Source organism: Streptomyces sp. NPDC001709, assembly GCF_053596375.1.
Genome location: NZ_JBSFGB010000011.1, coordinates 21,788 through 45,729, shown reverse-complemented (window position 1 = coordinate 45,729; position 23,942 = coordinate 21,788). Strand labels below are relative to the sequence as shown.

General features: G+C 70.7%; 23 protein-coding genes. 10 read left to right on the top strand and 13 right to left on the bottom strand.

Annotation, left to right across the window (positions count from 1 at the left end):
* Positions 1-90 precede the first annotated feature (90 nt).
* Both ACWC0C_RS18130 and ACWC0C_RS18125 read left to right on the top strand, forming a co-directional pair.
* Positions 91-651 (top strand): MobC family plasmid mobilization relaxosome protein, encoded by a 561-nt coding sequence (locus tag ACWC0C_RS18130; RefSeq protein WP_450864832.1) that lies wholly within the window; start codon positions 91-93, stop codon positions 649-651.
* The gene (locus tag ACWC0C_RS18125) at positions 648-2,363 is read left to right on the top strand and encodes a relaxase/mobilization nuclease domain-containing protein (RefSeq protein WP_450864831.1); all 1,716 of its coding nucleotides are present in this window, start codon (positions 648-650) and stop codon (positions 2,361-2,363) included. Before ACWC0C_RS18130 ends, ACWC0C_RS18125 begins: the two co-directional genes overlap by 4 nt.
* A 100-nt stretch (positions 2,364-2,463) precedes the next feature.
* Here the strand turns inward: ACWC0C_RS18125 and ACWC0C_RS18120 are convergent, their stop codons facing one another.
* The 4 genes from ACWC0C_RS18120 to ACWC0C_RS18105 form a co-directional block, all read right to left on the bottom strand.
* The gene (locus ACWC0C_RS18120) at positions 2,464-3,045 is read right to left on the bottom strand and encodes an HAD domain-containing protein (RefSeq protein ID WP_450864830.1); all 582 of its coding nucleotides are present in this window, start codon (positions 3,043-3,045) and stop codon (positions 2,464-2,466) included.
* Positions 3,046-3,075: 30 nt separating this feature from the next.
* Positions 3,076-3,768 carry a class I SAM-dependent methyltransferase gene (locus ACWC0C_RS18115; protein WP_450864928.1) on the bottom strand — a complete coding sequence of 231 codons (693 nt, stop codon included), beginning with the start codon at positions 3,766-3,768 and terminating at the stop codon, positions 3,076-3,078.
* A 1-nt stretch (position 3,769) separates the two neighbouring features.
* Positions 3,770-4,681, bottom strand: coding sequence for a phosphotransferase family protein (locus tag ACWC0C_RS18110; protein WP_450864829.1), 912 nt, complete (start codon positions 4,679-4,681; stop codon positions 3,770-3,772).
* 82 nt (positions 4,682-4,763) lie between these two features.
* Positions 4,764-5,513: a hypothetical protein gene (locus ACWC0C_RS18105; protein ID WP_450864828.1), complete on the bottom strand. Its 750-nt coding sequence runs from the start codon at positions 5,511-5,513 to the stop codon at positions 4,764-4,766.
* 224 nt (positions 5,514-5,737) lie between these two features.
* Between ACWC0C_RS18105 and ACWC0C_RS18100 the strand changes: the two genes are divergently transcribed.
* On the top strand, positions 5,738-7,090 hold the full coding sequence (locus tag ACWC0C_RS18100; protein ID WP_450864827.1) for a tetratricopeptide repeat protein: 1,353 nt from the start codon (positions 5,738-5,740) through the stop codon (positions 7,088-7,090).
* 36 nt (positions 7,091-7,126) lie between these two features.
* Positions 7,127-7,627: an NUDIX domain-containing protein gene (locus ACWC0C_RS18095; protein ID WP_450864826.1), complete on the top strand. Its 501-nt coding sequence runs from the start codon at positions 7,127-7,129 to the stop codon at positions 7,625-7,627.
* 227 nt (positions 7,628-7,854) lie between these two features.
* Here ACWC0C_RS18095 and ACWC0C_RS18090 read toward each other — a convergent pair whose 3' ends face one another.
* Entirely contained in the window at positions 7,855-8,691 is an 837-nt protein-coding gene (locus tag ACWC0C_RS18090) for a COG4705 family protein (RefSeq protein WP_450864825.1), read from the bottom strand.
* Positions 8,692-8,859: 168 nt separating this feature from the next.
* Here ACWC0C_RS18090 and ACWC0C_RS18085 point away from each other — a divergent pair, with 168 nt between their 5' ends.
* The 5 genes from ACWC0C_RS18085 to ACWC0C_RS18065 all read left to right on the top strand — a co-directional run bounded on the left by ACWC0C_RS18085 (position 8,860) and on the right by ACWC0C_RS18065 (position 13,881).
* The gene (locus ACWC0C_RS18085) at positions 8,860-9,936 is read left to right on the top strand and encodes a sodium-dependent transporter (RefSeq protein WP_450864824.1); all 1,077 of its coding nucleotides are present in this window, start codon (positions 8,860-8,862) and stop codon (positions 9,934-9,936) included.
* Positions 9,937-10,095: 159 nt separating this feature from the next.
* Entirely contained in the window at positions 10,096-10,314 is a 219-nt protein-coding gene (locus ACWC0C_RS18080) for a DUF5133 domain-containing protein (protein WP_361114704.1), read from the top strand.
* 344 nt (positions 10,315-10,658) lie between these two features.
* The gene (locus ACWC0C_RS18075; protein ID WP_450864823.1) at positions 10,659-11,312 is read left to right on the top strand and encodes a response regulator transcription factor; all 654 of its coding nucleotides are present in this window, start codon (positions 10,659-10,661) and stop codon (positions 11,310-11,312) included.
* The gene (locus tag ACWC0C_RS18070) at positions 11,303-12,571 is read left to right on the top strand and encodes a sensor histidine kinase (protein WP_450864822.1); all 1,269 of its coding nucleotides are present in this window, start codon (positions 11,303-11,305) and stop codon (positions 12,569-12,571) included. Before ACWC0C_RS18075 ends, ACWC0C_RS18070 begins: the two co-directional genes overlap by 10 nt.
* Positions 12,572-12,609: 38 nt before the next feature.
* Positions 12,610-13,881, top strand: a complete 1,272-nt coding sequence (locus tag ACWC0C_RS18065) for a COG4705 family protein (RefSeq protein ID WP_450864821.1) — start codon at positions 12,610-12,612, stop codon at positions 13,879-13,881.
* A 115-nt stretch (positions 13,882-13,996) separates the two neighbouring features.
* Here the strand turns inward: ACWC0C_RS18065 and ACWC0C_RS18060 are convergent, their stop codons facing one another.
* From ACWC0C_RS18060 to ACWC0C_RS18040, 5 genes are read right to left on the bottom strand one after another with little or no spacing between them, the layout of a single operon-like run.
* Positions 13,997-14,731, bottom strand: a complete 735-nt coding sequence (locus ACWC0C_RS18060; protein ID WP_450864820.1) for a response regulator transcription factor — start codon at positions 14,729-14,731, stop codon at positions 13,997-13,999.
* Positions 14,732-14,769: 38 nt separating this feature from the next.
* Positions 14,770-17,418 carry an FtsX-like permease family protein gene (locus tag ACWC0C_RS18055; RefSeq protein WP_450864819.1) on the bottom strand — a complete coding sequence of 883 codons (2,649 nt, stop codon included), beginning with the start codon at positions 17,416-17,418 and terminating at the stop codon, positions 14,770-14,772.
* Positions 17,415-18,077 (bottom strand): ABC transporter ATP-binding protein, encoded by a 663-nt coding sequence (locus ACWC0C_RS18050; protein WP_450864818.1) that lies wholly within the window; start codon positions 18,075-18,077, stop codon positions 17,415-17,417. Before ACWC0C_RS18050 ends, ACWC0C_RS18055 begins: the two co-directional genes overlap by 4 nt.
* On the bottom strand, positions 18,064-18,786 hold the full coding sequence (locus tag ACWC0C_RS18045) for an ABC transporter ATP-binding protein (RefSeq protein WP_450864817.1): 723 nt from the start codon (positions 18,784-18,786) through the stop codon (positions 18,064-18,066). Before ACWC0C_RS18045 ends, ACWC0C_RS18050 begins: the two co-directional genes overlap by 14 nt.
* Before the next feature lie 5 nt (positions 18,787-18,791).
* Entirely contained in the window at positions 18,792-19,448 is a 657-nt protein-coding gene (locus ACWC0C_RS18040; RefSeq protein WP_450864816.1) for a hypothetical protein, read from the bottom strand.
* Between the two features lie 153 nt (positions 19,449-19,601).
* Here ACWC0C_RS18040 and ACWC0C_RS18035 point away from each other — a divergent pair, with 153 nt between their 5' ends.
* Entirely contained in the window at positions 19,602-20,927 is a 1,326-nt protein-coding gene (locus tag ACWC0C_RS18035; RefSeq protein ID WP_450864815.1) for a sensor histidine kinase, read from the top strand.
* A 706-nt stretch (positions 20,928-21,633) separates the two neighbouring features.
* On the opposite strand, the gene ACWC0C_RS18030 is transcribed toward ACWC0C_RS18035, so the two are convergent.
* The 3 genes from ACWC0C_RS18030 to ACWC0C_RS18020 all read right to left on the bottom strand — a co-directional run bounded on the left by ACWC0C_RS18030 (position 21,634) and on the right by ACWC0C_RS18020 (position 23,676).
* The gene (locus tag ACWC0C_RS18030; RefSeq protein WP_450864814.1) at positions 21,634-21,870 is read right to left on the bottom strand and encodes a hypothetical protein; all 237 of its coding nucleotides are present in this window, start codon (positions 21,868-21,870) and stop codon (positions 21,634-21,636) included.
* A gap of 92 nt (positions 21,871-21,962) precedes the next feature.
* A complete protein-coding gene (locus tag ACWC0C_RS18025) occupies positions 21,963-23,237 on the bottom strand; it encodes a glycosyltransferase 87 family protein (protein ID WP_450864813.1) in 1,275 nt (424 codons plus the stop codon).
* A 313-nt stretch (positions 23,238-23,550) separates the two neighbouring features.
* Complete coding sequence (locus ACWC0C_RS18020; protein ID WP_449200116.1) at positions 23,551-23,676, bottom strand: hypothetical protein; 126 nt, start codon at positions 23,674-23,676, stop codon at positions 23,551-23,553.
* Between the last annotated feature and the right edge of the window lie 266 nt (positions 23,677-23,942).

Here is a 23,942-nt window from a genome sequence, read left to right as displayed (position 1 = left end):
CGGCGTGCGTTCGGACGGGTGGCCCCCGGCGGAGCCAGTAGTACCCCGAGTCCGACTCAAGGCCGGTCTTCGGGGGTCTCCGCCCCGGGGGTGGCGGAGACGGCCCAGCGCCAGGGGGCGCAGGACCAGGAGGGTGGGGCCGAAGGCAGCCCCGACCCGGACACGCTCCATGCCGCCCAGCGCGAAGTCCTTCGCCCCGTCCGTGCCGCCGAGACCACAGTCGGCGAGCCCGCCGTGCAGAAAGTGCAGCCCACGATCCGCCGCTTCACCGGCACCAAGCGCGTCGTCCGAGTCGGCCCCCTGCGCTTCACCGACGACGAGCACACCCAGCTTCAGGAGGCAGCGACCCAGCACGGCTACAAGGGCGAGTCCGGTTTCGCCGCCGACATCGTCCTCGCCTTCGTCACCGGCCGGTTCACTGCCAATCTGCCCCTGTCCGAGGGCCGCCGCCGCACCCACGTCTTCCGCGCTCAGGTCCTGCGCCAGCTCAACCGGATCGGCGTCAACGTCAACCAGATCGCCCGTGCCCTCAACAGCGACCAGACCCCGTCCGACATTCGCCAGCGCCTGACCGAGCTCCACGACCTGCTGGAGCTGATCGCCGAGGCCCTGCGTCAGCCCGCCGATCCGGAGACGGAGGCAGCCGCGTGATCGCCGCCATCAAACCGGCCGGGTCCAACACTCGCGGCCTGCTCGCCTACCTCTACGGCCCCGGCCGCCACGACGAACACCTCGACCCGCACATCGTGGCCGGATTCGCCATGCTCGGCATGCCCGACCCCGGCCGCGACGAGAACGCCACCCTCACCGAACTCGCCAGCCACCTCGACGCGCCCGTGCGCCTGCGCAACAGCGAGTTCGGCAAGAAGGTCACCGACCACGTCTGGCACTGCCCCGTCCGCGCCGCTCCCGAGGACCGCTACCTCTCCGACGCCGAGTGGGCCGAGATCGCCCAGCGCATCGTCCAGGCCGCCGGCATCGCCCCCGCCGGCGACGACCTGGCCTGCCGCTGGATCGCCGTACGCCACGCCGACGACCACATTCACATCCTCGCCACCACCGTCCGCGAAGACGGCCGCCGCCCCAAACTCCACGACAGCGGCCTGCGCGTCGGCGACGCCTGCCGTGAGATCGAGAAGGACTACGGGCTGCGCCGCCTGAAGAGGGGCGACCGCACCGGTGCCCGCCGGCCCACCCAGGCCGAGATGCACAAGGCCGAACGCCTCGGCTGGGAACAGACCAGTCCCGAATGGCTCCAGGACCGCATCCGCGCCGCCATCCCCCACGTGACAGGCGCCGAGGAATTCATCGCCTACCTCGAAGCCGACGGCATCGAGGTCAAAGCCCGCCGCGGCCCGTCAGGAGACCTCCTCGGCTACGCCCTCGGCCGCCCCGGCGACCTCAACGAGAACGGCGAGCAGATCTTCCACCCCGGAGGCAAGATCGCCCCCGACCTCTCCCTGCCCAAGATCAAGGCCCGCCTCGAATCCAGCGGGCCCGAAGAGCACCCCACCGCCCGCCGCAACCGCCCCAACGCCCCCTGGCACCAAGCCCTCGATGCCCTCGACACCCTCCACACCGACCTCACCGACGACACACAGGCCCAAGCCCAGGTAACAGCCCTCGGCGAGCTACTCGAAGCCACCGCCCAGAAGGCACCTGGCAACCTGCGCGCCGAACTCCAGGCCGCGTCCAAGGCGTTCACCCGAGCCCAGCGCTCCCAGATCCGGGCCGAAGACAGCGCCGCCCGCGCCCTGCGCCTCGCGGCCCGCGACATTGTCCACACCGCCACCGGCCCAGACGGCAGCGCGCTCGCCGCCCTACTCGCAGCCCTCGTATGGGCGACCATCGTCGCTGGGCGCTGGCACGAAGCGAAGGACCACGCCCACCAGGCCGACGCCGCCCGACAAGCCGTCCAGCACCTCCGGACAGCCGTAGACCGTTCCCTCGCCCCGACGCTCGCCGAACTCGCAGCCCGGCCGCCCACGGACCAAGCCCGTCGCGTTCTCGCGAACGACGTACGGGCAGCAGTCCCCGACGACGCCGAACGGATCCTGGCCGACCCGGCCTGGCCCGCGCTCGCCACCGTCCTCGCCGACGCAGAAGCCCGCGGCCATCAACCCCACCAGCTCCTCAAGGAGGCCGCTGCTCAGCGTGAGCTGGCCACCGCCCGTCAGCCCGCCCGCGTCCTGATCACCCGCATCCAGCACACCGGCCGAAACCCGGCTCCCAACCGCCGCGCCGAAGCCGCCCGTCGGCGCTCGACTATCGCGGGCTCGATCGGAACTGCCCAGAGCCGTGGGCACCAGACCACCGCTGCGGCATCGACACCCACCGAACAGCAGCACCGGCAGCGTCGGTAAGGGCCAACACTGCCTGCGCCCTGCCGACATAGCCATCAGTCTGATGCCCTCGTTCCTTCCTGGTGACGAGGGCATCAGCGATTCCTGCGGTTTTGCCGCGCTAGGCGACCTTCGCTTCACATGGGACGCCTCGGGTATCAGCCTGCGTGATGGGCAACAGGGCGGCGGCCCACGCCAGAACCTCGACCAGGTGCTCGGCCAGCAGCCCGACCTGGGAGTCAGGCTGAACCAGGGCGGTCGCCTGGCCGCGGGCTGCGCGCTCCATGGCCCACTCGTGGTCGAGGTCGGTGAAGTCGTCGTCGATCCAGATGGCGGGCGCGTCGCCGAGCCAGGCGGCGACGTAGTCGCGTTTCCACAGGTAGCCGTTGGGGTGGCTGGTCGCGATCTGCGGACGCGGCAGCTCGACGTGTGGCAGGGGCGGGAGGCCGATGAGCGGGCTGATGAGCGTGGTGGCGTCCTGACGCCAGCTGGTGCACCAGACGGGGGTGACCAGGCCGGTTCGGATCACGTGCATGAGCAGGGGGCCGTGGGCTGGGTTGAGCCAGATGGTGACCGGGTTGTCGGCCGTCCGGCCGGTGGGAACGACGTCGTGGCGCGTGTGGGTCTCGGGGCCGGATCCTTCCGCGTCCGGGAAGGGGATGAGGACGCCGTCGATGTCGAGAAGCAGGTAGGGCGGGCGCATCGGGTTCTCCCAGGGGGGCAGGGGCTGAGGTCAGAGCCTGCGCGCGGTGATCAGCAGGGTGGTGGGCCAGAGGCCGTGGCGGGCGTCGTGGAATTCCTGGGCCGAGGCGAGCCAGAGGCCCGCTCGTCCGAGGTGCTTCTCCCAGCGTTCGGCGTCGAACTCCCAGCGTGCGATGGGCAGGCGCGTGCGGTCGGGGAGGGTGACGTAGTCGCGGCCGGGCCGGTCGTCAGTGGAAGGGCGTCTGCCGCCGCGCTGGGGGTGGGGGACGGAGAAGGCGAGGGTGCATCCGGGTTTGAGGTGCTGGGCGATGGCCGGGAGCAGAAGCTCAGGGGCGACGAGGCCGATCGCTCCGAAGACGGAGTAGATCGCGTCGAAGTGCTCGGTGGGGGCTTGCAGGTAGTGCAGGGCGTGGCTGGCGACGAAGGTGAGGTTGTTCAGCCGTCCGTAGTGGGAGCGGGCTCGGCGGATCTGCAGTCCGACGAGGTCGACGCCGGTGACGTGGGCGCCGTAGCGGGTGGCGAGGTGGGCGGCGTTGTGGCCGGGGCCGCAGCCAAGTTCCAGCAGTCGCTTGCGGCGCAGATCTGGTCCGAGGATTTCGGCGCCGGGGCCGCCTCCGGGCCGCGTGGTCCATTCCATCCGCGCGGGGACGGTCAGCGGCTCGGCGGGGCTGGCGGTGGTGCGCTGGAGGGCGTGGACGTACCAGGGGGATGCCTGGGCGAGCACGTCAGACCTCCAGGAGGTGGAGGACATCGGTGAGGTGTCGGCGTACGGCCTTGATGTAGGCGGGGTCGGTGGCCGGGTCGTTGATCCAGCGGATGGACTGCTCCATGAACCACTCGACGGCCCAGACGCGGTGCCAGCCCAGCGCCCACTTCTCCGCCGGAAGCCCGCCACGCTCGGCGAGGGCGTCAGGGGTGCCGCCCTCGGTGACGTACGTCTCCAGGAAGACGCGCAGACGTACGGGGTCGGGGTCGTCGAGGGTGCCGTGCCAGCTGGCGAGGTCGAGCAGGCCGGGGCCGGTGAAGGCGCGGGCGAAGTCCAGCAGGCGCCAGCCGCGCCGGCCGATGTGGAGGCTGGTGGGGTGGAACTCGGAGTGCACCCAGCCGAACGGGCCGACCGTGGCGCCGGCCGAGCGCGCTTCGGCGGCTTGGGCGATGCGGTCGAGAGCGTCCTCGATGTCGTGGGCTTCCTCCCACCGGTCCGCCTTCCTTAGGTGGCCGAGGTGTTCCAAGGCTCGCACCGGGAGGCCGCGCAAACCTTCCTGATCGAGGACCGGCAGGGCCGCGGCCGTGCGGGTGCGGTGCAGGACCACGGCTGCAGCGGCGCCATCCAGGTCGTCGGCTTCGCGGATGGGAGCGCCGAGGTCTTCCAGCAGCATCCCGAGCCAGCCGTCCAGGACTGCGGAGGCGTGAACGGAAGGGACGGGGACGCCGAGCGTTTTTGCCAACCGGAGTGCCTGGTCCTCCCTGTCGAAGGGCCTTCTGGCGTACTTGAAGATGGCGGTGCTGCCGTCGGTGAAGGTCAGGCGCTCGACGCCGGACATGGACCAGACGCGCACCTGTTCACGCGATGCGCAGGTGCGGTTGGCGAGGGTCAGCAGGTTGTCCAGGAGTTCGGCGTTGAGGGTCGCGTCCATAAGGGCTCTCCAGTGCGGTGGGGGCATCCGGGGCGGGCGAGAGGTGCCTGCCCGCCCCGGAGCCTGGTGTGCGGTGCTGGTGCTACGCGGCAGGGCTGACGCGGTGGGCGTAGACCTGCTCGATCCAGCCGGCCTTGAAAGCCGCGAGGTCGTCCCGGAAGGCGGTCATCGACGCACCGTAGGGCGCGACGACGCCGCCGGCCTGGTCCGGCACGGACTGGCAGCCGTGCACGAGCCGGCCGCCAAGGGCGGCGTGGGCCTTGATGGACTCGATGCGGCGGTGCTCGTTGAACCAGCCGCCGTGGTAGACCTCATCCAGCATCCCGCCCATCTCGTCCTCCAGGTCGAAGACGACCGAGGTGGCGGCCGGGAAGAACCAGCACGGGCCGACGTTGGAGATGTGCCCGTCCAGCTCGACCTTGTTCAGTGCCATCAGCGTGGCCGCCTCGCGCAGCATCCGAAGGTGATCGGCGGTGATCTGCGGCAGGCCGAGGCCGGCGAGGTGCTCGTCGCGGAACAGGTAGGCGTACACCTCGTAGGCGGTGGACAGCACGCGGGCGGCGTCCGAGGTGGACTCACTGTGAGCCTTGATGAAGTCCAGCGCGAGCTGCTCGACCGCGCTCTCGGTGGTCTCCTCTACGTCCAGGAGCTGGGACTTGACCAGCTCCCAGTCGGCGACGAGCCAGGTGTTGGACTCGAAGCGGAAGAAGTACTCGGCCGGGTTGATCGTGATGCGCCGGCCGTCGACCTGGATGCCCGGCAGGCGGTTCCAGCGTTCGTCGAACGCCTGGGGCAGCTCGACCGTGATGGCCGTGGTGTCGATGGTGGTCACCGTGTCTCCGTCTCTGATCGGCCGGGTTCGGGCGCACGCATGGCTGAACCCGGAGCGGCGTTACGGAACTTCGGGGAGCCGCCCGGCCGAAGGGGGGGCCTGGTCGCGGTGTCGGACCGTGCCGGGCGGCTGATATTCAGTGAACACGCCGTCACACACAGTGGGTACGGTGAGAGGCAGTTGAAGCGGTATACGCGGTTTACAGCTCCGGAGCGGAGGCGATCGTGGCAGCGCAGAGAGAACCCAACTCCCGCCTGCGCGAGACCATCGAGGCGACGGGCTGCACCTACGAGGCTCTGGCGAAGGACATCCGACGCATCGCTGCCGAGAACGGCGAGACCCTCCAGACCAACAAGTCGGCTGTCTCCCATTGGGTGAACGGCAACCGACAGCCGACCGGCCGGACCGCCCGGTATCTCGCCGAGGCACTGTCCCGGCGAGCAGGCCGCACGGTCACTGAGACGGAGATCGGTCTCCGCGGGGGCGAGGCACCGACGGAGCAGTCCGATCCCGTCCTCGCCGCGACCGACCTGGGTCGTGCCGACGTCGAACGCCGACGCTTCCTGGCCGTGGCCGCCTTCACCGCAGCCGGCGTCGCCATGCCCCTTGCCTATGACCACGAAGCCACGGCCCGCATGCTCCGCGCCCGCACCGGTAGCTCCCTCGTTGGTGCGGAGGACGTGGATGTCGTACGCCAGATCACTGCAGCTTTCAGTGCCGCCGACGAGCGTCTCGGCGGCGGCCATGGACTCACCACCGTCACCGCGTATCTCGCCGACACCGCCGCCCCCATGCTCCGCGGACGGTTCCCGAACGAAGCCTTACGCCAGACAGCGTTCGGAGCGGTCGCAGAACTCGCCTACCTCGCAGGGTGGAAGCACCACGACCTCGGCCAGGAAGGTGCCGCCCAGCGCTACTACCAGGTCGGCTACCAACTCGCCTGCGAAGCCGACCCGCACGGCCACGCCGCCTGGATGATGCGCGCCCTCGCCCACCAGGCTCTCAGCCTCAAGCAACCCCACCACTGCGTCGACCTCGTCGAGGGCGCACTGACCCGCGGCCTGGGCCGCGTCGACGGCCAGACCGAAGCGCTTCTCCACATCACCCATGCCCGCGCGTACGCCGCTGCGGGCGAGAAGCCCGCAGCGGCCCGCGCCCTACTCGCCGCCGAAGATGCCCTCCTACGCGACGACGGCCCACAACCGAGCTACTCCCGCGTCAGCGGCCCGGCAGCCGGCACCGTGGCCAGCCACACCGCCCGCACACTGACCGACCTCGCCGACCACGTAGGCACCGAGCAACAACACCGCGATGCCCTGGTGCGCTGGGATCCCGAGAAGTACAAACGGGTCCACGCGCTCACCTACGCCGACCTCGGCGACAGCCTCGCCGCCCAGGCCCGCGCGGACGAGGCCGTCGCCGCCTGGGCCCAGGCCCTGTCCCTCATGGAGGGCATGACCTCGGAGCGCACCCGCAAAGCGATCACCTCACTCCGGTCGACGCTGGCCGTCTACCAGCGGCGCAAAGTGCCCGGAGCCGTCGAACTCGCCCGCCGGGCACGCGAAGCGCTGGCCTAAGCTGCCCACCAACCGGCCGACGAAGGGACACCGATCGTGGCTCAGCCGAACACCGACGACCAGCCCAAAGCCCTGCCGCCCGCCCTCGAATCCATGACCCTGCTGGTCGCCGCCGTCATCGTCCATGACAGGGCCACCAACCGCGTCGTCCTCCTCCAGCGCAGCCAAAACGCCAAGTTCGCCCAGGGCATGTGGGACCTGCCTGTCGGTAAGAGCGAGCCCGGTGAGCCGATCACCGAGACCGCGGTGCGCGAGCTGTATGAGGAGACCGGCTTGATCGTGAAGCCTGAAGCCCTGCAGGTCGCCCACATCATCCATGGCGCCTGGGGTGTCGAGGCTCCCAACGGTTTCCTCACCGTGGTCTTCACCGCGCACGACTGGACCGGCGAACCGGAGAACCGCGAACCTCGCAAGCACGCTCAGGTCTGCTGGGTCGACGCCGATGCCATCCCAGGCGAGTTCGTGGACACCACTGCGAGCGCCCTCCGCCGCTATCTCACTGGTGGCCCTCAGGTATCGCTGGATGGGTGGAAGTAGGGATCAGCACGGCGTCAGCGTGGCCCTGGCGCGACCTGGAGCAGGGGCCAGGACGTCGGCGTAGGCGTCAATGTGGTCGTGGGGGACGCCGTTCCTGCGGCGCCGGGTACTGCCGTGTATGGCAGGGGCTGTTCGCCCTCGTCAGCGTGGGTTCCGGCTCCTCGAATTCGTCCGGATCGGGCCAGGGCACCGGCAGGGTTGCCTGGTGCGGTCTTGGTTGTGGTGGCTCAGGCCACGGGTGCTCCTGTCTGCTCCGGTGCGGTGATGTCTTTGCGGGTGACCGAGAGGTACACGACCAGGCCGAGGATGACCGCCAGGAACAGTACGCTGGTGACGACGGTACCCAGGCCCAAGCCGCCGTCGCCGGTGGGCTGGGAGAGGTAGTTGCCTACCGAGGCACCGAGGGGCCGGGTGAGGATGTAGGCGATCCAGAAGCTCCAGACTGCGTTCAGGTCGAGGGAGCACCAGGCGAGGGCGATCGCGGCGAGGGCCGCGGCGAAGACCACGGCCGACACCCAGTAGCCGAGGTTTATCTCCTCGGCGATCAGGTCGCCGGCGCAGGTGCCGAGCGCGAAGGTGAACAGGACGGCGAGCCAGTAGAACGCCTCGCGGCGGGTGGTGTCGATGTGGTGGATCGACAGGGTGCGCTCGGTGCCGTACCAGAGGGCGAAGACGATCACCAGGGCGATCACGAAGACCGTGGTGGTGGTCTCCAGCGCGACGCCCATGGTGTCGGTGAGATTGTCGCTGACCAGGGTTCCGACGACGCTGATCAAGGCGACGGCGGGCCAGTACACGCCCGGGCGGTAGCCCTTTGTGCGGAACTGCACCACCAGGGCGACGGTGAGCAGCGCGCTCATCAGCAGCGAGACTCCGGCCAGCCCGAGGCCGGCCCTCTCGTTCAGGAGGCCGGCGGCGGTCTCGCCGACCGTGGTGCACAGCACCTTGATCACCCAGAAGCTGACGGTGACCTCGGGCGCCTTGTTCCAGCGCAGCCGTTGACGGGAAGGGGCTGCCTGGCCGACCTCCTCAAGCACCGGATTCTCAGATGCCTCGTATGCCATGTTGCCCAACCGTGGCACCGGGCGCCTGAACACATCCTGACTGTCGCCGTGGATCACCCGCCCCGCCGGTCCCGTGCGCGCACCATGGCTCCATGCACACGCACGCATATGGTCTCCACATAGCGGTCTTCCGGCCCGCCCCTGCCCCCGCGACGGAAGAAGACCGCCATGCACGCACCCGCTCCCACCGCCGGCCCGGCGCCCACTGACCGCGCGAGCGCCTGGCTGCGGCGCCGTCTGGGCCGGGCCGTCGTCCTGTCCTACGCCGCAGCCCTGCTCGTGCCGGGCCCCGGCCTGTGGCTACGCCACTCCCACGCACTGCCGCTCGGACCGCTGATCCGACTGCCGGTGTCCACCGCACCATGCCTGCTGTGGCTGGTGCTGTTCTCATCCGGACTCCAGGTCCCCGTCCGTGAGCTGGTCCGAGTCCTGCGGCGCCCGAGTGCACTGCTCGCCGGGCTTGCGCTGCACCTGGCGATCCCGTTGCTGGTCATCCCGCTCGTCGCGGTCCTGCTGCACGCCTCGCCCGACTCCGACGGCGGCAGCGGGCTGGTCACCGCGATGATCCTGATCGTGGCGATGCCCGTGGCGGCCGGCGCCACGGTGTGGACCGGCAAGGGCGACGGCGACCAGCCGACCATGGTCGGCCTGGTCCTCGCCTCCACCCTCATCAGCCCACTCACCACACCGCTCGTGATCGAGCTGCTGTCTCCGCTGCTCAGTGGCGGCTATGCCGGCTCGCTCGCCGCGAGTGTCCACACTGCGGGCGGCGGCTTCACCTTCGTCGGCGTGGTGCTGCCCTGCGCGGCGGGCATCCTGGTCCGGCTCGCCCTGCCCGCGTCGTTGCGCGGCCGGGTGCTGGGCGCAGTCGTGCCTGCAGCCCTGGCCGGCTCGCTGGTCCTGACGTACGTCAATGCCAGCGGCGCCCTCGGCTCCTTCGTCGCTCGGCCACGCCCGCTGCTGCTGGGCGCCGCGCTGGTCGTGGCGGCACTGGTCTGCCAGCTGTCGTTCGTGCTCGGCCGCTGCGCGGCGCGGCTGCTGCGGCTGGATCCGCCCGCCGCTTCATCGCTCACCCTCGCCTGCGGAATGAACAACAGCAGCGCCAGCGCCGTACTGATCACCGCCGTGCTCCCCGACAAACCACACCTACTGCTCCCGGTCCTCGCCTACGGCCTGCTCCAGAAGACAGCCGCCAACCGAGTCGTACGGGTCCGGCCTTCCACGGCGTTGCGTTCTATTGCCTAGAACATCGCGGACCTCGGCCCAACGCCGGGAACCGGCAGGACACCGGTGCGCGCTAGCTGTCGCAGCCTGTTCCCAGGATGCGACAGGCGTCGATGGCTGCGACCGTATGGGCGAAGAGCGATCGATGCGGGCGGGTCCGCATGGGAGGTGGTCTTGGCCATGGCGTATCCTCCGCACTTGCGAGAGCTGGTCGAACGATGCGAAACGCTGAGGCGTCGCCTGGCGGTCGACCACAGCGCCGAGACCGCCCGACGGCTTGAAGATGCGACCCACACACTGTGCCTGCTCACTGGCACCCGCCGACTGGATACGGCGCTGTACGTCGCCCGTCAGCAGATGGCCGAGGCGATGAGACGCAGGCAGCCCAACCAGCACTGAAACGCTCAGCCGTAAGTGTCCAGGTCAGATAGGACACGCTGGCTGCGGTCCGAAGACGGTCAATACGGTCCCAGATCCTCGCCACCACGGATCTGGGACCGCCATCATGCGCGCTAGGAACAACGTACTGCGAACAGCCCGTTCCGAGACCGATGAGTGATCGATCAACAAAACCGGGTTCGCGGCCTGTCGTCTTCACGCCACCCCAGCCCGCGACCTCTCGCGCCCGACTTCGCGGCTTCATGACAGGACAGGGCCGTGCGGCACCGGCGGTCTGCTACCGAACGTCAGGCGGCTGACCAGGGAAGATAGAGAACTGGGACGGGAGTATCTAGGGTCAGCACGTGGCTTTCATCATGGTGTGTGAAGACGACGCGGCGGTCCGCGGCGTCCTCAAGCGCGCCCTGGAGCACGACGGCCACACCGTCTCCGTCGCCGCCACGGCCGACAGCCTGCTGCGGCAGCTCGCACCGGCGCCCCATCTGGTCGTCCTGGATCTCGGGCTCCCGGACGCCGACGGCCGCGACGTCTGCCTGGCCCTGCGGGCTCGCGGCGTCGACGCGCCGGTGTTGATGCTCACCGCCTTGGACGGCCTGCACCACAAGGTGGGCGGCTTCGAGGCCGGTGCCGACGACTACATGACCAAACCCTTCGACATCCCGGAACTGCTGGTCCGCGTCCGGGCGCTGCTGCGCCGGGCCACCGTGGCGCCCGCACCGCGCGAGGTCGTCCTCGATCCGGCGAAGCACGTGGTGACCTACGATTCGGTGAGCATGAGCCTGACCCCGACCGAGTTCCGGCTGCTGGGCCGCCTGATCGCCTCGCAGGGCGACGCGGTACGCCGCCACGCCCTCGTCGCTGCCGGCTGGCCGCACGGGGCGCAGGTCAGCGACAACACCCTCGACTCCTATGTGCGCCGGCTGCGGGCCAAGCTGGGTGTGCTGGGTGTGGCCGAGCGTCTGGCGACCGTCCGCGGCGTGGGCTACCGATGGCAGTGACGGGATTCCGTAAGCGGGTCGTCGCACTCACTGTGCTGATCGCCACCGCCGTGGTCGCGGTCCTGGTCGTGGTCTCGCACGTGCTGCTGAGCCGGGTGACGGACGCCGACGCGCACGATCTGGCACGTACGCGCGCCGAGGCGGTCGCGGCGAACGTCACCGCCAAGCGCGGCCGTGTCGTACTGACGGAGAACAGCAGCGAGGCGCTGGACGAGGTCGCCTGGGTGTATGCCGACGGCCGCCTGCTCGACGGGAACGTGCCGCCGAGCCTGGTCGACCGCGTCGAGGAGCTGGCGGACTCGGGGCGATCGCAGACGGCGTCGGTCGGCGACTACCTCCTGTACGCGCGGCAGGTCCCGATCGACGGCCACCACGTCATGGTGATCGTCCGGGTGGACCTCACGCCCTACGAGACATCCGAACAGCGCAGCCTGACCTTGTCCCTGATACTGGGCGGCCTCACGATCCTCCTCGCTGGCGGTGTCGCACACCTCGTGGTGCGCCGCGCGCTGCGGGTCGTGCACGAGATGGCCGCCCTCGCCGACGACTGGGGCCAGCACGAACCCGGACGCCGCTTCAACCTCGGGGTCCCCCGCGACGAGTTCGGGGAACTGGGGCGGACCCTGGACCACCTCCTGGAGCGCGTCGACAACGCGCTGGCGGACGAGCGCCGGCTCACCGACGAGATCGCCCACGAGCTGCGGACACCGCTCACGGTCCTGCGGGCCGAGGCGCAGCTGGCGCAGCTGTCCGGCGAGCCGGTGCCGACGGAGGCCGTGCTGAGCGAGGTCGACCGCCTCGATACGGCGATCACGACGCTTCTGCGCGCCGCACGCGCACGGACGGACAAGGGGACCCGGTGCGACCTGCGCTCCGCCGCACGGCAGGCGATCGCGGGCCGCGCGGTCGAGGTCGCCTTCCCCGCGAAGGTCGAGGTCGCCGTGGCGGCCGACGTCGCCGTGTCGCTGCTGTCGCCCCTGCTGGAGAACGGCCTGCGGCATGCGCGGTCGCGTGTGTGGATCACCGCGCGCAACCAGGGCGAGGCCATCGTGGTCGATGTCCTGGACGACGGCCCCGGATTCGATCCCGCGGACCTCGACCGGGTCTTCGAAGCGGGGGTGACCGGCGGCGGCGGGTACGGGCTGGGGCTGCCGGTGGTCCGGCGCATCGCCGCCTCGGCCGGTGCGGCCGTCCGCGCGATCGCGGACGGCCGCGGTCACGTCGAGGTGACACTCCCGGCCGCCCGTGCAACCGCGTAGTCAGGTTACGTGCAGATTCCCCGCGTAAACCTCCCCGCATGACAACGACAACGGAAGCACGCACGCGCAGCGGGCGGCTCATGCTCAACAAGGTCCCCGAGGTCACCGTCTGGTTCTGGGTGATCAAGGTCCTGTGCACGACCGTCGGTGAGAGCTTCGCCGACTGGATCAACATGAAGCTGGGCGTCGGCCTGGTGAACACGGCCTGGATCTTCACCGCGGTGTTCGTGGCGGTCCTGGCCGTCCAGCTGCGGCTGAAGCGGTACGTTCCGTTCCCCTACTGGCTGACCGTGGTCGTTGTCAGCGTCACGGGCACCTTGTACACCGACATCCTGACCGACCAGCTGAACGTATCCCTGTGGATCAGTTCCGCGGTCTTCTCGGTGCTGCTCGCGGTGGTCTTCGGCGTGTGGTGGGCGCGTGAGCGCACGCTGTCGATCCACTCGGTCACGACGCTGCCGCGGGAGTCGTTCTACTGGCTCGCCGTTCTCGTCACCTTCGCGCTCGGCACCGCGACCGGCGACTGGACTCTGGAGCTGACCGGCTGGAGCCCGGGCGTCTCCGTGTTGCTGCCGCTCGGCCTCATCGCGGCGATCACGCTGCTGTGGAAGTTCGGCGCGAACCCGGTGCTGTCCTTCTGGCTCGCCTACATCCTGACCCGCCCGCTGGGCGCGAACATCGGCGACTGGCTCGCCTCCCCCAAGGTCGCTCAGCCGGGCGAGCCGACCGGTCTCGACCTGGGCACCTTCACCACCAGCCTGATCTTCCTCGGCCTGATCCTGGCGACCGTGGTCTACCTGACGGTGACGCGCTCGGACGTGACCGAGACCCACGAGGCGACCCACGCCGCACCGGCCACCAGCAACCCGCGCAGGGAGCGCACCGCGCTGGCCGGCTTCGGACTGCTCGCCGTCGCCACCGCGGCCCTGCTGGTCTGGGCCCACGGCCAGCCGCACATCGGCCCGGCGGCGGAGGAAGACAACACCTCCGCCGTCCAGATGGCTCCCGGCCAGGCGGTGAAGAAGTTCCCGCCCGCCAAGGTCGCCGCGCTGAAGGCCCTCGCCTCCACCTCGCTCAAGGACGCACGCTCGGGGAACGCTACCGGGGCCCACGCGGCCGCCCAGAAACTGCGTGACCTGTGGGATGCCGACCAGACCTCGCTGCAGCCGCTGGACCAGACCGGCTGGGACTCCATCGACGCGCAGATGGACAAGATGCTCAAGACGTTCGGCATCGATCACTCGAACCCGCCGATGTCGCCCGCGCAGCAGGAGAAGGAACTGAACGCCCTCCTGACGGACATGGGCTGACAGACCGCACAGCGCCCGGCCGGCCCACCCGGCCGGGCGGGCTCAGTGTGCCGCAGAATCCCATGGGACTGGCGCTGACCAGGGGCCAGTCAACTCTTCGTCCCGGCCCACCGCTCTAGCCGCAGCACTCAAGTCGGTAACCATGTCCCCTGAGCGTGGTGATGTGAGGCAACCGGCAAGGGCGGGCGGACTCTTCGGCGGCCTGGGTGAGACGTCGGCGCAGGCCGGCCATGGTGACGTCCAGGGTCTTGGTGGGGCCGAACCAGTTCTCGTCCCACACCTGTGCCATCAGCTTTTCTCGCGAGACGGCGGTGCCGGGGTTCTGAGCGAGCAGGGCGAGGAGGTCGAATTCCTTCGGCCGCAGGGAGATCTCCGTGTCGTGGAGGGTGCAGCGGCGTGCGGTGGTGTCGATGACCAGGTCGCCGAGCCGTAGTGGGGGCTGCGGCTGCGACGTGCTGGTCTGTCGGCGCAGGTGGGCGCGGAGGCGGGCCAGCAGGACGGTGAGGCTGAAGGGTTTGAGCAGGTAGTCGTCGGCGCCTGCGTCCAGGCCGGCGATGACGTCGATGTCGTCGGTACGGGCGGTGAGGATCACGATCAGCAGGTCGGGGAAGCGGGCGCGCAGGGTGCGGGCGAGGTCCAGTCCGTCGAGGTCGGGCAGGCCGAGGTCCAGGAGAACGGCGTCGTAGGCGGTGTGGTCCGTCTCTGTCAGGGCCGAGGCGCCGGTGCGGCTCCAGGTGGGGGCGTAGCCGTTGACGCGGAGGCCGGTTTCCAGGTGGCGTCCGATGGTGTCGTCGTCCTCGACGACCAGGATGTGCAGGCGGCTGCGGTCCGGTGCGGCAGGCGTGCCCATGGCAACAGAGTAGACAGGTCGCTCCCCTGCAGGCGGGCTCACAGGTCGCGGAGTTCCTCCACCGCGGGGCGCTGGGCACCGCGGATGCCGTTCAGGGCTGCGGCCAGTACAGCGATCAGGGCGGCCAGTCCGGTCAGGGTCAGGTAGACGCCGGGCACCGCCAGGGCGGCGGGCGGCGGGTCGAACACGCCGGTGAGTACCTTGACCAGCATCTCCGACAGCGCCCATCCGATGACGGCACCCCCGGCCAGGCCGCCTGCGGCCAGCAGGAGGGCCTCGGTGAGGACCATGCCGCGCAGCTGGCGTGTGCGTGCGCCGAGGACGGTTGCGATGGCGAAGGTCCGGCGGCGTTCGGCGAGCCCGAGGGCGAGGACCAGTCCCCCGGCTCCGGCGGCCAGCAGGACCGCGAAGGCAAGCTCGATGCGGGTGAGTCCGGCCAGGTCGACGGAGGTCAGGCTGGTGCCGACGGTGCCGCGGGTCTGGGTGAGGTCGCTGACGGTGGCGCTGGTGCCGAGCCGCGACCGCAGGCGCGTGGCGATCTGCTTCTGGTGGGTGCCGCCGGTGTCGAGGAGGAAGGCGCCGACCGCGTCGCTGCCGGTCGCCTTGGCGATGTAGGAGGCGTTGGCGACGAAGAAGCTGTCCTTGGGGGCGGTGGGGAACTCCTTGGCGATGCCGGCGTAGTGGAAGGGGACGGTGCGCAAGGTCTTGGTGCAGGCGTCCTGGATGCGCAGGTTGACGGTGTCGCCGGGGGAGAGCTGGAAGTCGTTGACGGTCTCGACGCTGACCAGCAGGTTGTCCGGGCGCTGGGCCAGCTTGCGCATGAGCTGGTGGGCGGTGCCTCCGGCGAAGTAGGCGTCCTGGAGTGAGGTGGCCTGGGCGATGGTTTCGGGGCGGACGCCGTAGAGGTCCTGGAGGTCGGAGCCGACGTAGGCGAAGCGGTGCTGGAGGGGTTCGACGTGCCGTACGCCGGAGACTTTCAGCGAGCCGGCTGCGCTGGGTGAGACTCGGGCGCCGGGTGGTTCGGTGACGGTGACGTCGGCGCCGTTGGTCAGGCGGGCGTCGACCTCGGCCTGCTGGCGGTATGTGGCGTTGAAGACGGCGGTGGAGAGCGCGAAGGACACGGCGAGGGCGAGCAGCACCACCGAGCGGGCCAGGGGGCGGCGGCGCCGGGACAGGGTGGCGGCGGTGGTGCCGGCGAGGGTTGCGGTCAGCGGGCGGGCCAGCCGGGCCAGGGCGGGGCGGCCGTGGGTGAGGGCGAGGAGGGTGAGCCGCCACAGCAGCAGGGCGGCGCCGATCCACAGCAGGGCGGGGCCCAGGAAGGCCCAGTACGACACGGAGATGCTGGGCACGCCTTCCGGGGCGAGGACGAGGGCGTACTGGTTGCCAGAAGAGGCACGGAAGACGAGCCAGGAGCCGGTCAGGAGGGCGAGGTCCACGCCGTACCGCATCCACCACGGGTTCCTGGTGCTGCGGGCACCGGACTCCTTGCGGGTCTCGGCGACGGTCACCGTACGCAGGTCGCGCAAGGCAGGGACGAGGACGGCTCCGGCAGCTACGGCGGCACCCAGCACGAATGCGGTGCCGTACCAGGCCCAGGTGCCCGCGCCGGCTCCGAAGGAGGCGGCACCGAAGGCGAGGCGGCCGGTCAGTGCGGCGACGCCCAGTCCGGCCAGCCCGCCGGCCAGACCGATCAGCGCCGCTTCCAGCCCAGCGAGGGCGGTGATCTGGCGGGGGCGCAGGCCGCGCAGCCGTAGCAGGCCCTGCTCCTGGCGGCGTCGTTCGCTGCCGGCGGAGGCGACCGCGGCGGTCAGGGCGGCGGCCAGGACCGCGCCGGGGACGCCGAGGAAGAGGAAGAGGATCTGGGCGTACAGGGCGTCCTGGCGGGCGGAGTCGAGGGCGGCGCCGATGTTGTTGCCGACCAGTGTGGCGCCCGCGGCGCGGGCTTCCAGGTTGTGAGCGGCGCCGGTGACTGCGGTGAAGGCGGCAGCCGGATCGGAGGGCAGGCGGGCGTCGTCGCGCGCCACGTGGATCTGGGTGGTGACCGCAGAGGCGCCTCGAGTCAGCGTGGCGAACTTGGCGGCGGGCAGCAGGACGACGTTGTCCGGCGGTGCGGTCGGCTGGGACTGGCTGGGTGCGCCGACGGTCTGGAAGAGCGAATCGGCCTGGGGCAGGTCGACCACGCCGTCCACCTTCACCTGTCGCACTCCGATGCCGGGGAACTGGACGCCGATGGTGTCGCCGGGAGCGGCGTGCAGGTTCGAGGCGGTCTGCTGGGCCAGCAGGACGCCCGTCGGGGAGCCGGAGAGGGTACGGATGGCGTCGGGGAAGAGGGCGCGGTAGCCGTCAGGCAGGCCGAGGGCCATACCGGGACCTGTGGTCTGGGTGCTGCCCTGGACGCGCGCGGTGAAGCCGGTGGTGTGGGCGAAACCGACGGGCAGGGCGGCGCGGGTTCCCGGCGCCTTGCGGACCAGGGACATCACCGCACCGGGGTCGGCGCCTGGCTGTACCTGGACCTGCCAGTCGACGGCGACCGAGCGCACGGCACGCTGGGTCATGGTCGCCTTCGACGCGGTGAGGAAGGAGCCCAGCGCGGCGACGAGGGCGACCGCGAGGGCGATGCCGGCCAGTGCGGCCAGCAGACGTCCGCTGCGGTGGCGGGCCAGGCCGGCCGTCCATGAGCCGATCATGGCACCTCCTCGGGTGCGAGCAGCCTGCCGTCGCGCATGGCGCGGCGGGTGGTGAGGCGGGCGGCGACGGCGGGATCGTGGGTGGTGACGACGAGGGCTGCGCCCGTGTGGTCGGCGGCGGTGAGGAGGGCGTCGAGGACACGGCCGCCGGTGGCGTGGTCGAGGCGGCCGGTGGGCTCGTCGGCGAGGATCAGGCGCGGGGACTGGGCCAGGACCCGGGCCACGGCGACCCGCTGGGCCTGACCACCGGAGATCTCCTCGGGCAGCCGGTCTGCCAGGTCGGCGGCGTCGACCAGCGCGAGCGCCGCGAGGGCCGCCTGCCGGGCCTCGCCTTCCGGGCGGTCGGCGAGGACCAGGGGCAGGGCCGTGTTCTCGACCACGTTCAGGGCCGGGATCAGGCTGTCGCCCTGGAAGACCAAGCCGATGTCGTGTGGCCCGAGGGCGCCGGCACGGGTCACCGTTCCGCTGGTGGGCTGTTCCAGCCCGGCCAGCAGGTGCAGCAACGAGCTCTTCCCCGACCCGGAGGGGCCGACGACTGCGAGCCGATCGCCAGCCCCGATCTCCAGGTTGGCACCGTGCACGGCCACGACGGCCTGCGTGCCCCGACCGAAGGTGAGAGCCGCGTCGGTGCAGGTCACGAGTGCCTCATCCGGTGACATCGGGGACCCCCTGCGGCGCGGGACGGGCGGTCTGGGCCGAGGCGTCGGTTGCCCTGCCGTCCTCCAGTGCGATCACCCGGTCCGCGCTCCTGACGACGTCGGTGCTGTGCGTCACGATCAGCACCGCGCATCCCTGCGCTGCCCGCTCCCGCAGCATCGCGAGGACCATCTGCTCGGTCTCCCCGTCCAATTCGCCGGTCGGCTCGTCCGCCAGGAGGACAGCGGGGGAGTTGGCCAGCGCGACGGCCAGCCCTGCCCGCGCCAGCTCCCCTCCGGACAGCTGCCGGGGCAGCGCGTGCATCCGTTCACCGAGACCCACCTGGGTCAGCAGTTCTCTGGCCGAGGCGGCCGGCTTACGGCCCGCGGCGCGCTGCGGCAGGCGGACGTTATCCCGCACGCTCAGATGGGGCAGCAGATTGCGCGTCTGTAGCAGCACGCCGATGTGCCGGGCGCGCAGCCGTGCCCGCTCGGTCTCGGGCCGGTGGCTGATGCGCACGCCGTCCACGCGGACCTCCCCGCCGGAGGGCTCGTCAAGCCCGGCCAGACACGCCAGCAGAGTCGACTTACCGGATCCCGAGGGACCCACGACCGCCACCGTCTCACCCCGCCCGACCCGCAGCGACACCCCGCGCAGCGCAAGTGTCTCCTCCTCGCCGGCCCGGTAGAAGCGGTACAGCTCACGGGCAGCCAGCACCGGCTCGGACGCCATGGTGCTCACCGCCAGGCGAAGGAGTCGCTGATGATCCGCCACGGGTCGACGTTGTCGGCGTTGACCGGGCCGGACAAGGTCAGATCCACCTCGTGGCCCGACTTGTAGAAGGCATACCGCTCGAACCCGTCGCGCACCACCTTGCCCGTGACCGGGTCCTTCGCCGAGTCACCTTGATAGGTCAGCCGGACGACACGGCCCGCGTGCCCGGACACCTCCGACACCTTCGGTGCGGCGAACTTCGGCACCTGGGAGCGCAGCTTGGGGACAACCGTCTTGGTGACCGAGTCGACCGTGGGCGCGGTGGACGCGGAGACCGCCGTGATCCTCACGGTGTTCAACTTGTCGGTGAACACCGTGCTGCCGCCCTGCTCGGTACGGGCCCAGCCCTCAGGCACCTTCACCGTGAAACCGGTGAAGGACCCGCCTGTCGGCCGGTAGGCGACGTACACCTGGTTGTCCGGGATGTCACCGGGCGGATTGGACTCGGTGGGAGCGGGTGTCGGTTTGTTCTGCCCGTTTCCGACGCGCTCCGAGGAGGCCGGCGGCGTTGATGTCGTCGAACCGGAACCGGAGTGCGAGCCGGAACCGGAACAGCCCGCGGCAACCGCCGCGACGAGTACCAGCCCGACTGCCGCGGACGTCCGTGCATGTGCTGCCATCACCACTGCCCTCCAAGGAATCCCCCGGACCGGACGGTCATGGCCCCCACGCTAGGAAGCGGCCGGTTAGCGCCCTGCTCGCCGAGGGTTAGACGACGGCAAAAGCGTGAGCCCAGCCCCGCCCGTCCCGCCGAACCGCCGCATGATGAGGGCATGAGACAGCGCGTGGTGCGAGTCGCCCTCACCGCCGCGTTGGTCGCCGTGGTCCTGCTCGCCGTCCCCTTGGCCCTGGCCATCAGGTCCTCCCTGTACGCCGGACAGCGCGACACCCTGGAACGCGCGGCCCTCGCCGCGGCCGTACGGGTGAGCCCGGACTATGCGACCGGTGACCCTGTGGAACTGCCCAGGGCGCCGGCAGGGGGGCATCTGGGCCTGTACGACCCACAGCAGGCCAAGCGGGCGGGCAGCGGCCCTGGGACGGCGGACGCGCCGGTCCGCCGCGCCTTTGGCGGAGAGGTGGTCCGGGGGCAGTCGGGCGGCGATCTGGTCGCCGCCGTACCGGTCTCCCACGCCGAGCAGGTGATCGGCGTGGTCCGCGCGTCCTCCCCCGCCGGCGCCGTACGCGACCGGGTCCTGGCCGCGTGGGGCGTACTACTCGGCGTGACCGTAGTCGCGCTGACTATCGCGGTACTGGTCGCCCGCCGGCAGGCTCGGGCGCTGGCCGCCCCGCTGGAGGCCCTCTCCCGCCACTGCCGGGCCGTCGCCGAAGGGGACCTGAACGCGCGGGCGACCCCCAGCAGCATCGCCGAGATCGATCAGGTGGCCCGCACCCACAACGCGATGCTTCGCAGCCTGTCCGAACTTCTACGCCGCGAACGCGACTTCGCCACCAACGCCTCCCACCAGCTGCGCACCCCGCTCACCGGCCTGCAACTCACTCTGGAGGCGGGCCTCGCCCAGGACGACGACACCCGACTACGCCCCGTGCTGACCGAGGCACTGGACACCACCCATCGCCTCCACCACACCGTGGAGGAAGTGCTCCGCCTGTCCCGCTCCCCGGACCGGCCCCGCCCGGCCGCCGGGGACATTGCGGTGGCACACCTCCTTCAGGAGACGCAGGAGCACTGGCACGGCCTGTTCGCCGCCGACGGCAGACGCCTGGAGTGCGGCACACATGACGCACCCGCGGATGTCCTGGTCCCCCGCGGTCCCGTTACGGAGGTGCTCGGCGTCCTGCTGGACAATGCACGGGTGCACGGACGCGGAACCGCGCGACTGGTGGTGCGGGACCTGAACGACGCCCTCGCCTTCGACGTGAGCGACGAGGGAGCCGCGGAGGGCGAGCCAGCGCAGCTGTTCGACCGGGGACACACCGGCGGCGGCCACGGGACAGGCATCGGACTCGCCCTCGCTTCCGAACTGGCCCAATCCATCGGCGGCCGACTCTCCCTCACCAGAAGGGCTCCGGCCACGTTCACCCTCCTCGTCCCGGTCCGCGGGGCCAGCTCCGAAGGCAACGCACCAGCCTGCAGATGAATGCCCCTCGCCGACATGCCCGACTCCGGGGTGTGGCTTGTTCGCCTGCCCCGGTGTCGCGCCCGTCCGATGGGCCCGGATCCACGACGGCCACCGCACAGACGGGGGACCTGCGATACCGCCGGGCGTGGCAGTCCCGCAGCCGTGCCCTTGCCGGAGCGGGCTTCCCGACGGGAGGCCCGCTCCGGCATTGCAGACCGATGCCGACGTGCTTGCGCGATGCGTGAGCGGACTGTCCGGCACAGGCCACCATGAGCCGGATGAAGCACCCAGCCGCGTGACGCTGACCAGGCGAGACAGCATCACGCGGCAGCGCCACGCACGACCCGGCAAGGATTCGATCCCACTCCTTAAGGCGGGTGTCGCAGGTTCGAATCCTGCCGCAGGTATCCGGCGCCCGGCGGAGGGGTCCACTCGAAGGGGGAAGCGTGCGGATGCGTGCGAAATCTGTGAGGCAGCACCAGGAGTGAACGCGCTGGTCAGCAGCATCTTCTGCGTGAGCGATGCGTGAGCGGACGGTGCGGCACAACCCGTCACGCGACGGATCGGCACTCACGGCGCACCTGTTCTGACCAGGTGGTTCCGGACACGGAAGCAGCGTCCGGAACCACCCGGCAAGCCTTGGCCAGGACTTTTAATCCATTGGTTGTGGGTTCGAGTCCCACAGGGCCTACGGCTGCGGGGCAGGGGTTACCCCTCTGACCTGCTACGCAGCGTCCGGGTCGGCTTCGGTCGGCTCGGGCGCTGTCTCGTTTTCGGGACCGTGCGTGAGCGTCGCGCCCGCGTGGCGCGGGTCCGGCAGGGTGATGGGCGCCGGGGGCCACACCGTGATCGGGCCGGACGGCGTGGACAGGGCGACGACCGCGATCGCCGCGCCCGTGAGCGCGGCGACGGGCGCTATGGTGTTCCGCGTCCGTCTTGCGGGCCGAGTGTGCTCCGTCATCACTGTCTCCTCCCGATGTGCAGCGCGATGACGGGGGTGGGGCCGCAGCCTTGCCCCGCTGCGGCCCCAACCATGGTGTCCCGCCATCGACGTCAGACCCGCTGGTCGGCCGCCCGGTCCGTCCCCTGAGGCTGCCTGCCGGGCTCGCCCGCCGACAGGGCGGCGGCGAAGCGGGGCCAAGTCACCAGGACGATGGGGTAGATGGCGTAGCCGATGCGGGTCGCCGGGGAGAGCACTATCGCCAGGGTCAGACCGAGCGCCAGTCGGTCGGCACCGGCCGCGGCGCTCTGCGGCGGGCGGACCAGGAGCGAGAGGCCCACACCCGCGGCGCTCAGCACGATGAGTGCCATCGTGACCGTCTCGCCGTGCGGGACCAGCACAGCGATCAGGTGCCCCAACAAGGGGCTCTGCGCGGACGATGCCGTGGGGCCGAGACCGAACGGGTAGAGGACGACGTTGCGGTAGAAGGCGCCGCTGTCCACCAGGGCCGCGGGCAGGACGGCGAGCAGGGCGATCCCCACGGCTCCCGCCGCGCACTTGAGCGCGGCACGCCGTCCGCCGCGCACCGCCAGCACGGCGACGAGCACCGGGATGGCCGGCCAGGCGGTCCACTTCAGCGCCGCTGCCGCGCCCATGGCCAGCCCGGCCCGTCCGGCATCGCCCCGCTGCGTGAACGCCAGGGCCAGGCACATCAACCCGATGACCGGCGGGTCCACACCGCCGATGGTGAGCGGCAGCGCGACGACGGGACAGGCGATCAGCCACAACACGCCCGTCCTGCCGGTGACCCCGCTCGGGGTGCGGGCCCGACCGGCGTCCGCGTCCCGGCCCTTGGTCAGCACCCGTATCGCGCCCGCCACGGCCGCGAGGAAACCGACGAGGAACCACAACCGGGCGCTGGTGCAGGGGATGTCGCCGAACAGCATGTGCGGTATGCCGAAGCACGCCATGCCGGGGAGGTAGGGATTGAAGTCCCGCACCGCGTGCGGTGCGGGGTGGTACGGGCTGCCGGAGGCGAACAGCAGGTCGGCCGCCCGTTCCACGACGCCGACCTCCATCTGCTCCTTGCTGATCACCGTCAGGTACAGCAGGGGTACGACGACCGCGCCGACGACCGCGACCACGGCGGGGGTCGGTGCCCACGGTGTGGACGACCTCGCCGCGACCAGTGCGGCACAGCCGTAACCCAGTGCTGCGGCCAGACCCCATGCTTCCTGCGAGGTGTCGGCGGGTGACAGCAGGCCCACGACGAGTGCGGACACGGCGCAGACCAGCAGCAGTGGCCAGTCCCAGCGCCGCCCGGCGCGCGGCGACTTGCCGGTGGTGGCGGCGGTGCCCGACTCCTCTGCGTGAACGGCAGTCGACATCAGGCGCTGGCCCTTCGCCGGGTGTGGGCGCCGAGTGAAGTGAGGGGGGTGGTCATGGCGCAACTGTACATTTGATGTGTACACGCCATGACCGATTGGTGTAGACCCGGTCGCTCGCCTCTGCCTAGGTGGATGTCACCGGGGCGAACGAGGTTGCTTCTTCACCACGGGGCGTTCACACATGAGACGGCGCCGGGGTCGGCCTCGGCCGACCCCGGCGCCGTCTCATACGTGAACGGTGTTGTGGGGCAGTGACTTGGGTGGGCAGGCCGCGAACGCCACGTCCAGCGGCCTGGCCCCGTTTAAGAAGAGGTCACCAGCACAGCGAGCTGATCGTGTGGGTGTCGCACACGAAGCCGGGGCCTTCGCCGGCGGAAGCGGCCGGGGCCGCAAAGGCCGTGAGCATCGCGGCGATGAAGAGAGCGGAGATGTAGCGCATGGCGAACAGTCCTTTCTGGGTCCTCCCCCCCAAGACACGTGTCCTGGGGGAACGCACCCCAGGCTTGCGTAGGCCCGCACGCTGCGCATGTCGAACGTACACAGTCCGTAATCGAGTTGGGCGGCCGAACCCCTCTTTCAGCTCGTTTGACCGGTGAAACGGGCTGGTCACGCGGGGGAGGCGAGGCGAGGCCGAGTGTCGCGCCCGCGTGCGGCAGAAAGGTGGAACGCCCGGGTCATTGGCATTCCATTGGCCGGGGGTTCGAG